9 protein-coding genes are annotated in these 12,108 nt (G+C 76.2%); 3 read left to right on the top strand and 6 right to left on the bottom strand.

Annotation, left to right across the window (positions count from 1 at the left end; genetic code table 11):
• The first annotated feature begins 32 nt into the window (after positions 1-32).
• On the top strand, positions 33-1,088 hold the full coding sequence (locus tag ACZ6KO_RS08385; protein ID WP_469301793.1) for an aminotransferase class V-fold PLP-dependent enzyme: 1,056 nt from the start codon (positions 33-35) through the stop codon (positions 1,086-1,088).
• On the opposite strand, the gene ACZ6KO_RS08380 is transcribed toward ACZ6KO_RS08385, so the two are convergent.
• Positions 1,078-2,211 (bottom strand): pyridoxal-phosphate-dependent aminotransferase family protein, encoded by a 1,134-nt coding sequence (locus ACZ6KO_RS08380; protein WP_469301791.1) that lies wholly within the window; start codon positions 2,209-2,211, stop codon positions 1,078-1,080. The genes ACZ6KO_RS08385 and ACZ6KO_RS08380 overlap by 11 nt on opposite strands.
• Before the next feature lie 66 nt (positions 2,212-2,277).
• On the opposite strand from ACZ6KO_RS08380, the gene ACZ6KO_RS08375 reads away from it, so the two are divergent.
• A complete protein-coding gene (locus ACZ6KO_RS08375) occupies positions 2,278-3,363 on the top strand; it encodes an amidohydrolase family protein (RefSeq protein WP_469301788.1) in 1,086 nt (361 codons plus the stop codon).
• Positions 3,364-3,676: 313 nt separating this feature from the next.
• Positions 3,677-4,648 carry an SCO1860 family LAETG-anchored protein gene (locus ACZ6KO_RS08370; RefSeq protein WP_469301786.1) on the top strand — a complete coding sequence of 324 codons (972 nt, stop codon included), beginning with the start codon at positions 3,677-3,679 and terminating at the stop codon, positions 4,646-4,648.
• A gap of 101 nt (positions 4,649-4,749) precedes the next feature.
• Here the strand turns inward: ACZ6KO_RS08370 and ACZ6KO_RS08365 are convergent, their stop codons facing one another.
• The 5 genes from ACZ6KO_RS08365 to ACZ6KO_RS08345 all read right to left on the bottom strand — a co-directional run bounded on the left by ACZ6KO_RS08365 (position 4,750) and on the right by ACZ6KO_RS08345 (position 11,849).
• Positions 4,750-5,967, bottom strand: a complete 1,218-nt coding sequence (locus ACZ6KO_RS08365) for a CapA family protein (RefSeq protein ID WP_469301783.1) — start codon at positions 5,965-5,967, stop codon at positions 4,750-4,752.
• A 183-nt stretch (positions 5,968-6,150) separates the two neighbouring features.
• Positions 6,151-7,602: an Rv2231c family pyridoxal phosphate-dependent protein CobC gene (cobC, locus tag ACZ6KO_RS08360; protein WP_469303757.1), complete on the bottom strand. Its 1,452-nt coding sequence runs from the start codon at positions 7,600-7,602 to the stop codon at positions 6,151-6,153.
• A gap of 97 nt (positions 7,603-7,699) precedes the next feature.
• Complete coding sequence (locus ACZ6KO_RS08355) at positions 7,700-9,115, bottom strand: cobyrinate a,c-diamide synthase (protein ID WP_469301781.1); 1,416 nt, start codon at positions 9,113-9,115, stop codon at positions 7,700-7,702.
• Between the two features lie 5 nt (positions 9,116-9,120).
• Positions 9,121-9,720, bottom strand: a complete 600-nt coding sequence (gene cobO / locus ACZ6KO_RS08350) for a cob(I)yrinic acid a,c-diamide adenosyltransferase (protein ID WP_469301779.1) — start codon at positions 9,718-9,720, stop codon at positions 9,121-9,123.
• A complete protein-coding gene (locus ACZ6KO_RS08345; protein ID WP_469303755.1) occupies positions 9,720-11,849 on the bottom strand; it encodes a putative cobaltochelatase in 2,130 nt (709 codons plus the stop codon). Before ACZ6KO_RS08345 ends, cobO begins: the two co-directional genes overlap by 1 nt.
• Positions 11,850-12,108 lie beyond the last annotated feature (259 nt).

Genomic DNA, 12,108 nt, shown 5'->3' with positions numbered 1-12,108 from the left:
CTTGGGGTCCTCGCTGAGTCAGAGTGGACGGCATGGATCTTCTTGCCGATATCGCGCGTGCCGAGTTCACCCACACCACCACCTACGCCAACACCGCCACCTGCGGCATCCTCCCGCGCGGCGCGGCGGCCGCCGTACGGGAACTGATCGACGCGGCCGGGGCCGGAGCCCCGGCCGGTTTCGGCGACTTCGCGCGGGTCGAGCACGTGCGCGAGCGCTTCGCCCGCCTGGTGTCGGTGGCGCCGGCGCGGGTGGCGGTCGGTTCCGCGGTGGCCACCCACGTCGGGCTGATCGCCGCCGGCCTGCCCGCCGGCGCGGAAGTCCTGTGCGCCGAAGGCGAGTTCGCCTCCGTGATCAACCCCTTCGTGGTCCGCGGCGACCTGAAGGTGCGGTTCGCCCCGCTGGAGGCCCTGGCCGAGGCGGTCGGCCCGGCCACCGCGCTGGTGGCCGTCTCGGCCGTCCAGTCCGCCGACGGCCGGGCCGTGGACCTGGCGGCGGTGCGCGCGGCGGCGTCCTCGGCCGGGGCCCGGATGCTGGTCGACGCGACCCAGGCCGCCGGCTGGCTCCCCTTCGACGCGGCGCCCTACGACTACACGGTCACCGCGGGCTACAAGTGGCTGCTCGCCCTGCGCGGGGTCTCGTTCCTGACGGTGTCCGAGGAAGCCCAGGAGCACCTGGTCCCGCTGCACGCCGGCTGGGTGGCCGCCGAGTCGATGTGGGACGCCACGTACGGCCCGATGCCGCAACTGGCCCACGACGCCCGCCGGTTCGACGAGTCGCCGGCCTTCGTCGCCTACCATGCCGCCGAGTTCTCCCTCGGCCTGCTGGAACGGGCCGGCATCGACGCCGTCCACGCCCACGACACCGCGCTCGCCGCCCGCTACCGCGCGGGCCTGGCCCGCCTCGGCCTCGACCCCGTCCCGGGCACGGCCCCCATCGTCTCCGTCCCCGGCCTCGCCCACCGCCAGCCGGCCCTCGCGGCGGCCGGCGTCCACACCGCCGCCCGCGCGGGCTCCCTGCGGGCCTCGTTCCACCTGTACAACACCGAGGCCGACGTCGACCGCCTCCTCGACGCCCTCACCGCCTAGCGTCCGCCCCTTCGCGGCCCTGGCCACCGGAGGCCGCCCATGCCGCGTCCGCCGCCGCCAGGGCGGCGGCCGTGGTGTCGGCGTCCGTGTCCAGGGCCGCGGCCAGGGCCGACAGGGCCGCGGTGACCGCGGCCGGCGAGGCCGCCGGTCCGTAGTGGTTGACGCGGACCATCTCGCGGGCCAGTGCGCCGCCGCCCGCCGCCAGTACGGCCGCCGGGTCGGCGGCGAGCGCCTTGGCGACGACCAGGGAGGCGTCCGCGACGCGCAGGGTGGTCGCCACGGGGGCCGCCTCCGCCGCGCGCGGCACGTACGCGGCGGCACCCAGCACCGCCGCGCCCGCCCGGCTGGCGGCCGCGGCCGCCGCGTGCCGTGCCATGACCGCCGCCGGCCCCTCGGCCGCGATCCGGTCCAGGCAGGCCTCGAGCGCCAGCATCTCCAACTGGGCCGGGGCGTGCGGCAGCGCCGCGCGCCCGCCGTCGATCCAGCGTTCCTTCCAGTCCAGGAGGGAGAGGTACGAGCGCCTCGGTGCGGCCGGGTTCGCGGCGAAGCGGTCCCACGCCCGCCCCGACACCGACACCGCCGAGACCCCCGCCGGGCCGCCCATCGCCTTCTGCGCCCCGATCACGCACAGGTCCACGCCCCACGCGTCCGGCAGCAGCGGCTCCGCGCCCACCGACGCCACCGCGTCGAGCATGAACAGCGCGCCGTGCGCCCGGACGACCTCGCCGATCTCCGCCACCGGGTTGGTGTTGCCCGTCGCCGCCTCCGCGTGCACCAGCGAGACGAAGTCGATCTCCGGGTGGCGGGCCAGCGCGTCGGCGACCGCGCCGGCGGTGACCGCCGTGTCGAAGGGCACCGCCAGGTCGACCACCCGCGCGCCGCAGTCCCGCAGCCAGTCGCCGAACGTGGTCCCGTACGGGCCCGTCACGATGTTCAGCGCCGTCGAGCCGGGCCGCGCCCCCGAGCGGATGCAGCCCTCCAGCGGCAGCAACGCCTCGCCCTGCGTGATCACCACGTCGTGCCGGGTGCCGAGCAGCTCCGCGACTCCCCGTTCGATCGACGCGAACCGCTCCGCCGTGAGCGGCGGCAGGTCGAGCAGCGGGTGGGGCGCGGGCTGGGTCACGGTCGTGCTCTCTTCGTTCCGGAGGTAGGGGGCAGAGCCTACCGATCACGTCAGTACAGTGCGGGCATGAGCGATGTGCTGCATGTGAGGGGCCGCATCCTGGTCGGCCCGGACGACGTCCGCGACGAGCTGTGGGTGGTCGGCGGCCGGGTCTCGTACGAGCGCCCGCGCACCGCCGGGGACGTCACCACCGTGTCCGGCTGGGCGCTGCCCGGCCTCGTCGACGCGCACTGTCACGTGGGACTCGACGCCCACGGCCCGGTCGACGCCGCCACCAGTGAGAAGCAGGCGCTCACCGACCGCGACGCCGGCACGCTGCTGATCCGGGACGCCGGTTCGCCGTCCGACACCCGCTGGATCGACGACCGCGAGGACCTCCCGAAGATCATCCGGGCCGGGCGGCACATCGCCCGCACGCGGCGCTACATCCGCAACTACGCCCACGAGATCGAGCCCGACGAACTCGTCGCGTACGTCGGCCGCGAGGCGCGCCGCGGCGACGGCTGGGTGAAGCTGGTCGGCGACTGGATCGAGCGCGGGGCGGGCGACCTCACCCCCTGCTGGCCGCGCGAGGCGGTCGAAGCCGCCATCGCCGAGGCCCACCGGCTCGGTGCCCGCGTCACCGCCCACTGCTTCGCCGAGGACTCGCTGCGCGACCTCGTCGAGGCCGGGATCGACTGCATCGAGCACGCGACCGGCCTGACCGAGGACACCATTCCGCTCTTCGCCGAGCGGGGCGTGGCGATCGTGCCGACGCTCGTGAACATCGCCACCTTCCCCCGGCTCGCGGCGGGCGGCGAGGCCAAGTTCCCGCGCTGGTCGGCGCATATGCGGCGGCTGTACGAGCGGCGCTACGACACGGTCCGCTCGGCCTACGACGCGGGCGTGCCCGTGTACGTCGGCACGGATGCCGGCGGCTCGCTGCCGCACGGGCTGGTCGCGCAGGAGGTCGCGGAACTGGTGAAGGCCGGCATCCCGGTGCTCGACGCGCTGTCCGCGACGGCGTGGGGCGCGCGCCGGTGGCTGGGCCGGCCGGGCCTGGAGGAGGGGGCCCCGGCGGACCTCGTGGTCTACGCCGAGGACCCGCGCGCGGACGTCCGCGCGCTGGCCGATCCGCTCCGGGTGGTGCTGCGCGGCCGGGTCCTCGCCTGACGCGGCGCGGGATTGACGCGGCGCGGGATTGACGCCCCGTGACATCGGCGCCCGGCCGCTCGTTGTTCTGGGCCCTGTCGTCGAAGTCCCGCCCTGCGGGCGTCCCGGGTGGGGTGTGGGGCAACTCCCGTTCCCTGTGGGGCGAGACGATTCGAATAGGTGCGCGGAAATCCCTCTTTGGGGTGAACTCACGCCGGGTTGCCACCCGTTCACTCTCAGTGCGTAAAGATTCCGGGGTCGAGGCCGTCGGCGCGCGCCATGTCCCCCCATGGGCGGCGCGGCGGTCACCCTTCTCCCTGGGGGTTCCACCACCTTGAACAGCAACACCTTCCGCATGCCCGCGGCCGCCCTGCTCGCCACGGGAGCGGTGGCCCTGCTCAGCGCGCCGCCCGTCCACGCCACCCCGGGTCCGGGCGGCGGCGCCGGCGGCACCGACGGCCGGGCGAGCGCGGTCGTCCTGCGCACGGGCCTGGACGTCGGCCTGCTCAACAAGGCCGTCCACGTCCCGCTCAAGGCCACCCTGAACGAGGTCAGCGCCCCCGCCGACGCCGCGAAGACGGCCCTGACCGTCACCCTGGACGGCGTGGACCAGGGCAGGCCGGTCAGCGTCCTGCGCGCCGACGTGGCCACCTCGAAGGCGACGGCCGACGCGGCGCGTGCGCAGGCGGAGGCCAAGCTGGTCAACGCGAAGGTCCACGTCCCCGGACTGCCGCTGCTCTCGCTGATCCAGGTCGAGAACGTCACCTCCAAGGCCGTCTGCGAGGCCGGCCGGAAGCCCGTGGCCGACGCCAGCGTGCTGGGCGCGGTGACCGTCCTGGGCAAGAAGGTCACCCTGACGCCCGGCGGCCCCACCCGCGTCGCCGTCCCGGGCGTCGGCGAGGTGAACCTGGAGCTCTCCGGTACGGAGGCCACCTCGACCACCGCCGCCGCGGCCGCCCTCCGCCTGAAGGTGACGGTGAACCCGCTCGACCTGAACGTCGCCCAGGTCGAGGGCGAGGTGGTCCTGGCCGAGTCGCGGTGCACGTCACCCGCGACACCCTCCGCCGCGCCGGCGCCCAAGCCGGACGTCAAGCCGCAGTCCGGCGGCGCCGCGATCACCACGAACAACGGCACGGGCACGGGCGCGGGCACGAACACCACCGCCACCAGGGCGAGTTCGACGCAGGGCGGCCTGGCCGAGACCGGCGGCAGCTCGACGACCCCGTACGTCGCGGGCGGCGGGCTGCTGCTGCTCGGCATCGGCGGGTGCGCGCTCTACCTCGGCCGCGGCCGCGGCCGGGCCTGAATCCGGCACCGGAAGGCCTGAATCCGGCACCGGAAGGCCTGAATCCGGCACCGGAAGGCCTGAATCCGGCACCGGAAGCCGCCGGGGCCCGGCCCCCGCGGTCAGGGCGCGGTGGCCTTCACCAGCCCCTGCTCGCCCGCCTTCCGCGTCAGGACGGCCTCGCTGATCTGCTTGTCGACGGCGGCGTACTCGCTCTTCTTGCCGGCCGGCAGGGAGCCGTCCGAGGCGGCGCACGACGCGCACACCACGCGGAACGGCGGTCCCATGTCGGAGTACTGCGTGAAGTACTCCGCCTTCACCACCTCCCAGCGGCCCGGCCGCGCGGCCGACGGGCCGAAGGTGAAGCGGGGGACGGAGGACATGTTGCCGCGCTTCTTGTCCGCGGGCACGAAGCTGGCGACCTGGTCGCCCATCCCGAAGACCACCCAGGTGCCGTTGATCTTCTCGTAGGGCTGCGGCACGTGGTTGTGGGTGCCGATGATCAGGTCGATGTCGGGCAGCCCGTCGGTCTTCGACGCGGTCAGCGCCCGTGCCAGCTCGAGCTGCTGCTGGTCGGGCGCGGTCTGCCACTCGGTGCCCCAGTGGACGCTGAGGACGACGACGTGCGCGCCCGCCTTCCGGGCGGCGCGGGCGTCGGCGATGATCCGGTCCCGGTCGGTGAGGTTGACCGACCAGGGCTTGTCCTGGGGCAGCGGTATCCCGTTCGTGCCGTACGTGTACGACAGCTGCGCGATCTTCGCGCCACCGGCCGCCAGCAGCGCCGGGGCCTTGGCCTCCTCGGCGCTGCGGGCCGAGCCCACGTGCTTGATGCCGACGCGGTCGAGGTGTTCGAGGGTGCGGACGAGGCCGTCGTACCCGGCGTCCAGCGTGTGGTTCGACGCCGTCGAGCAGCCGTCGTACCCGGCGTCCTTCAGGGCGTCGGCCAGTTGGTGCGGGGCCTTGAAGGTCGGGTAGCCCGTGTAGGGGCCACCGGCGGGGCCGTACGGTATCTCGTGGTGGCAGATCGCCACGTCGGCCGCGGAGACGATGGGCTTGACGCCCGCGAGTATCTTGCGGAAGTCGTGGCCCTTGCCGCCCGCGTCGTCCGCCGCCCGCTGGATGATCGACGGGTACGGGATGATGTCGCCGGTCGCGACCAGGGTGAACGGACGGGCGTCGGCGGGCGCCGTCGCCCCGCCGGGCGTGGCCGAGGAGTCGCCCCCGAGCCGCTGCTCGCCGGCCCGGCTGCCGTTGTCCAGCAGCCGTGGCGCCGCGTAGACGCCGCCCGCGACCACCGCCAGCACCGCCACGGCCACACCTATCCTGGCCGGTGTCCTCATGCCGGTCCCCCCTGACCTCGTATGTTCTTGAATTGTTGACGCCGGGATACTTTCGCACGTCACAGCCGTGCGGCGGTCGGCGGTCCACCTGGGGGACGCGGAGCCGGGGCCCGCCGGTTTCACGGACCGCCGCCCGGCGCCGGTCCATGACACCGGCCGGCGGTCAGCGACACCGGTCGGCGGTCAGCGGGCGGTCAGGGCCAGCGCGTGGTCCAGGGCCTGGAGCAGCCGTCCCGTCGTCGCCCGGTCCCGTACCGCCAGCCGCAGCCAGGAGCGGTCCAGACCCGGGAAGGTGTCCCCGCGCCGCACCGCGAAGCCCAGCGCGCGCAGCCGGGTGCGTACCTCCGCCGCGCCCTCCACCCGGATCAGCACGAACGGCCCCTCCGCCACCCCGGCCACCGAGATCTCCTCGAACTCGGCCAGCCCGGCCAGCAGATGGGCCCGGTCCACCGCGATCTGCCGGGCCGCCGCCTCCGCCTCCGCCAGCGCGGCCGGCGCCACGCACGCCTCGGCCGCCGCCAGCGCCGGCGCCGACACCGGCCACAGCGGCTGCGCCGCCGCCAGCTTCGCGATCACCTCCGGCTCCGCCAGCACGTACCCGATCCGCAGCCCCGCCAGCCCCCACGTCTTGGTCAGGCTGCGCAGCACCACGAGCCCCGGCACGTCCGTCCGCCCGGCCAGCGCCTCGCGCTCGCCCGGCACCGCGTCCATGAAGGCCTCGTCCACCACCAGCGTCCGCCCCGGCCGGGCCAGTGCGGCCAGCGCCGCCGCCGGGTGCAGCACGGAGGTCGGGTTGGTCGGATTGCCGACGATCACCAGGTCGGCGTCGTGCGGTACGGCCGCCGGGTCCAGCCGGAAGCCGTCCGCCGCCCGCAGCAGCACCCGCTCCACCCGGTGCCCGGCATCGCGCAGCGCCGCCTCCGGCTCGGTGAACTGCGGGTGCACCACCACCGGCCGTACGGCGCCCAGCGCCCGCGCGATCAGGACGAACGCCTCCGCGGCACCGGCCGTCAGCAGCACCCGCTCCACCGGCAGGCCGTGCCGCGCGGCGACCGCCGTCCGGGCCGCGCGCCCGTCCGGATAGGCGGCCAGGGAGTCCAGACTGGCCGCGATCCGCTCCTTGAGCCAGGCCGGCGGGGTGCCGGAGCGGACGTTGACGGCGAGGTCCACCAGGCCGGCCCCGGCACCGGCCACCTCGGCGTCCCCGTGGTGGCGCAGATCGTGCTCGCACGCCGCCGTCACGGCCACCGCGCAGGTCGCCGCCGCCGACTTCCGCTTGGGGACGAGGAGGGTGCCGCCGCCGGCCGGCGCCGCCGCCTCGGCCACCCCCGCCAGCGCCGCCGCCTCGGCCACCGACGGGGTGCCGGCCGCCTCCCGTACCGCCTCGCGGGGATGCGGGACGGGAACCCGCGCCAACTGCTCGGCGGTGTAGGTGCGCACGGGTACGCCGAAACGTTCCGCCACCTCCGCGATCCCCGCCTCCCCGGCCTTCGACTCCACCGTGGCCAGCGCCGTCACCGCCCCCGGCACCAGCCCGGCCAGGGCCAGCGTCTCCTCGACCAGCGCGCGGACCTCCGCCGCGGACACGCCCGCGCGGGCGCCGACGCCGACCACCACCTGCTCGTACTCGCCCATCCGGGAGCCTCTCTCAGTCGTCAACCTGTGCCACCGGTCCGCCCCGCGCACGGGGTGGAACGGCTGCCGACGATACGGCGAGCCGCGCGCGGTGAGCTCATGGGGCGCTCTCGTACCCCCGGGCCGCCGCGGTGAAGCGGGCGGCGACGGACGGCTGCGCCGCCCAGTGCGTGTGCAGGTAACTGGCGTGCACACCGCCCCGTACGAACCCCTCGACGCGCCGCTCGGGATGCGTGAACCCCCAGGCGGGGCTCGCCCCGGCGCCGGGCTCGACCACCGTGCGGTGGAACTCGTGCCCGCGCAGCCGCGTGCCGGCGGCCGCGAGCGCACTGTCCGACACGGCGACCGCCTCGCGGTAGCCGAGCGTGAGCCGCTCCGACATCCGCGCGTCGGCGTCCAGCACCCCGCACATGGGCCGGCCGTCGAGGGACCGGGCCAGGTAGAGCAGCCCGGCGCACTCGGCGGCGACCGGCGCCCCCGCCGCCGCGAGCCCGGCGACGGCCTTGCGCAGCGGTTCGTTGGCGGCCAGCTCGGGGGCGTACACCTCGGGGAACCCGCCGCCGATGACGAGCCCGGCGGTCCCGTCGGGGAGCGCCTCGTCGTGCAGCGGGTCGAAGGGAACGACGTCCGCGCCGGCCGCGGTCAGCAGCTCGGCGTGCTCGGCGTAGGAGAAGGTGAACGCGGGCCCGCCGGCGACGGCGACCACCGGCCGTCGGCCGGGCCCCGCCGGCCCGCCCGGCGTCCGGGCGCCGGGGTACGGGGCGGAGCCGCCCGCGCCCGCCAGGGCGGCCGGCGCCGACCACGGTTCGCAGTCCAGCGCCGGGGCGGTCCGCGCGAGGGCCAGCAGCCCGTCCAGGTCGCAGCCGGCCCGGACCTGCTCGGCCAGCGCGGCCACGGCCTCGACCGCGTCCGCGCGCCGCTCGGCCACCGGCACCAGCCCCAGGTGCCGCGACGGCGCCGACACCTGCGGCACCCGCCGCAGTACGCCGAGGACCGGCATCCCGGCCTCCTCCAGCGCCTCCCGCAGCATCGCCTCGTGCCGGTCCGAGCCGACCTTGTTCAGGATCACGCCACCGAGGCGCACCTGCGGATCGAACGACGCGAAGCCGTGCACCAGCGCCGCCACCGACCGCGACTGCGAGGACGCGTCCACGACCAGCACCACCGGCGCCCGCAGCAGCTTCGCCACGTGCGCCGTCGAGGCCAGCTCGCCGCGTCCGGCCGCGCCGTCGTACAGGCCCATCACGCCCTCGACCACGGCCAGGTCGCACCCGGCGGACCCGTGCGCGAACAGCGGGGCCACCAGCTCCGGCCCGCACAGGAACGCGTCCAGGTTCCGGCCCGGCCGGCCGGTCGCCAGCGCGTGGTAGCCGGGGTCGATGTAGTCGGGCCCGGCCTTGTGCGGGGACACGGCCAGCCCGCGCCCGGCGAAGGCCGCCATCAGGCCGGTCGCGACCGTGGTCTTGCCACTGCCCGACGACGGCGCCGCGACGACCAGGCGCGGGATGCGCACGGATGTCACCACTCGATGCCCTTCTGGCCCTTCTGGCCACTGTCCATGGGGTGCTTGACCTTGGTCATCTCGGTGACCAGGTCCGCGAACTCGATCAGCTTCTCCGGCGCGTTGCGACCGGTGATCACCACGTGCTGGGTGCCGGGGCGCTCCCGCAGCACCTCGATCACCTCGTCCACGTCGATCCAGCCCCAGTGCATCGGGTACGCGAACTCGTCCAGCACGTACAGCCGGTGGGTCTGCGCCGCGAGGTCCCGCTTGACCTGCTCCCAGCCTTCCTTGGCGGCCTGCTCGTTGTCGAGCTGCGCGTCGCGCTGGACCCAGGACCAGCCCTCGCCCATCTTGTGCCAGGCGACCGGGCCGCCCTCGCCCGAGGCGCCGAGCACCTTGAGCGCGTTCTCCTCGCCGACCTTCCACTTCGCCGACTTCACGAACTGGAACACCCCGATCGACCAGCCCTGGTTCCAGGCGCGCAGCGCCAGGCCGAAGGCGGCGGTCGACTTGCCCTTGCCGGGGCCGGTGTGGACGAAGACCAGCGGGCGGTTGCGGCGCTGGCGGGTGGTGAGTCCGTCGTCCGGAACGACGGACGGCTGTCCCTGAGGCATTACGCGACCCTCCTGTGGGTGTGGTGCGACGGGGAAGCCGTCGCCGCGGTACGTACGTCCTTCACGAGCCCGGCCAGCGAGTCGGCCCGCAGCCCGTCGAGCGTCACGGCGGGCGCGCCGAGGTCGGCGGCGAGCGCGGCCGCCAGGCCCAGGCGGACGTGGCCCGACTCGCAGTCCACGACCACCGAGGCGATGCCCTCGCCGCGCAGCAGCCGGGCGGCGCGCGCCGCCAGGGCGCGCGGGTCCCCGCCGTCGCTGCCGGCCGGGGCGGCCCGGCCGCCGGTGCCCGCCGAGGTGGCCCGGCCGTCGGTGACCACGACCAGCAGCGGCCGCCGCGAGGGGTCCCGCAGCCGTTCGACGCGCAGCACCTCGTGGGCCCTGAGCAGGCCGGCGGCCAGTGGCGTGCGTCCGCCGGTCGGCAACTGCTCCAGCCGGGCGGCGGCGGTGTCCACCGACGAGGTCGGGGGCAGCGCGAGGTCGGCGGCGGCGCCGCGGAAGGTGATCAGCCCGACCTTGTCGCGCCGCTGGTAGGCGTCCAGCAGCAGGGACAGCACGGCGCCCTTGACGGCGCTCATGCGGCGGCGCGCCGCCATCGACCCGGACGCGTCGACGACGAAGAGGACCAGATTGCCCTCGCGGCCCTCCCGGACCGCCTGGCGCAGGTCGTCCTTGCGGATCACCAGCCCGCGCCCCGTGCGCCCGCGCGCCTTCTGGTGCGGGGCGGCCGCCCCGACCGTCGCCGCGAGGTGCAGCTTGGTCAGGTGCCCGCGGGGGCGCTGGGCGGCGGTGGTCCGGCCGTGGGCGGTACGGGCGCGCGAGCGGCGGCCGCTCGCGCCCTCGCCGAGGCCGGGCACGCTGAGCGTCTTGGTGCGGAAGGGGTCGGCGGCGGCGACGGCGGCCTGTTCGGGGGCGTCGGAGCCGGCGGCCGGAGCGGGTTCGCCCGCGCCGGGCGCCTCCTGGGGGCCGCCCTCGGGCGCGGGGTCCGGCGGTGTCTCCCGCTGTCCGTCGGGCTGCCGCGGCCCGTCGCCCTGCGGGGGCACGCCACCGCCGTCGGGGCCGTCACCCTCGGGCCCGGGGTCGGGTTCGGGCTCGGGGTCGGGCTCCGGTTCCGGCTCGTCGTCCGGGAACCGGTCCAGGATCTCGTCGAGCCGGTCCTCGTCCAGGCCGGGCGCGTCGAAGGGGTTGCGGCGGCGGCGGTGGGGGAGGGCCAGCAGCGCGGCCCGGCGCACGTCCTCCTTGCGTACGTCGGTACGGCCGGCCCACGCGGCCAGCGCCGTCGCGGTGCGGGCCATCACGATGTCGGCCCGCATCCCGTCGACCTCGAACCCGGCGCAGGTCGCGGCGATCTGGAGCAGCGCGACGTCGCCGAGCACGACCTGGGGCAGCAGGGCGCGCGCGGCGACGACCCGGGCGCGGACGTCGGCCTCGTCACGGGCCCAGCGGGCGGCGAAGGCGGCGGAGTCGTCCTCGTACGCGAGCCGGCGGCGCACCACCTCGACGCGCTGCTCCGGCTCGCGCGAGGCGGCGACCTCGACGGTGAGCCCGAACCGGTCGAGCAACTGCGGGCGCAGCTCGCCCTCTTCGGGGTTCATGGTGCCGACGAGGAGGAACCGGGCGGCGTGCCGGACGGAGACGCCCTCGCGCTCGACGTACGAGGCACCCATCGCGGCGGCGTCGAGGAGCACGTCCACCAGGTGGTCGTGGAGGAGGTTCACCTCGTCGACGTAGAGGATGCCGCGGTGGGCGTCGGCCAGCAGGCCGGGCTCGAAGGCCTTCACGCCTTCGGCGAGGGCCCGTTCGATGTCCAGGGCACCGACGAGCCGGTCCTCGGAGGCTCCGACGGGCAGTTCGACCATGCGGGCGGGCCGGTCGGCGCCGGGGCCCGGCTCGTGCGGGCCGTCGGGGCAGACCGGGTCGGGCGTGGCGGGCGCGCACGAGAACCGGCAGCCGGGGATGACGTCCACGGCCGGCAGCAGCGCGGACAGCGCGCGCACGGCGGTGGACTTGGCGGTCCCCTTCTCGCCGCGCACGAGCACGCCGCCGACCGCGGGGCTCACGGCGTTGAGCAGCAGCGCCAGCCGGAGGTCGGTCTGGCCGACCACCGCGGTGAACGGGTAGGGCGTGCTCATCGGTCTCCTTCTGGACGGACGTGGTGGTGGGTAGCGATGGGGCGCGGCGCGCCCGGTGCGCTCGAACGCCGCGCGGGCTGGAGTGGCGGGCGGGGGGGCCCCCCCCGGGGGCCCCCGGCCCCCCCCCCCCCCCCCCCCCGCGGGGGGGGGGGGGGGGGGGGGGGGGGGGCCCCCCCCCGGGGGGGGGGGCGGGGGCCCCCCCCGGGTTCCGGGAAGGGGCGGGGTGGGGAAAGAGCCGCCCGCAGGGCGCCCGGCCACC

The sequence above is a fragment of the Streptomyces sp. NPDC042102 genome (assembly GCF_055582305.1).
This window is presented reverse-complemented; position numbering and strand designations above follow the sequence as displayed.

Coding starts and splice junctions, on each gene's coding strand:
- ACZ6KO_RS08385 (WP_469301793.1), top strand. CDS start 33: ATGGATCTTCTTGCCGATATCGCGCGTGCCGAGTTCACCCACACCACC.
- ACZ6KO_RS08375 (WP_469301788.1), top strand. CDS start 2,278: ATGAGCGATGTGCTGCATGTGAGGGGCCGCATCCTGGTCGGCCCGGAC.
- ACZ6KO_RS08365 (WP_469301783.1), bottom strand. CDS start 5,967: ATGAGGACACCGGCCAGGATAGGTGTGGCCGTGGCGGTGCTGGCGGTG.
- cobC (WP_469303757.1), bottom strand. CDS start 7,602: ATGGGCGAGTACGAGCAGGTGGTGGTCGGCGTCGGCGCCCGCGCGGGC.
- cobO (WP_469301779.1), bottom strand. CDS start 9,720: ATGCCTCAGGGACAGCCGTCCGTCGTTCCGGACGACGGACTCACCACC.
- ACZ6KO_RS08345 (WP_469303755.1), bottom strand. CDS start 11,849: ATGAGCACGCCCTACCCGTTCACCGCGGTGGTCGGCCAGACCGACCTC.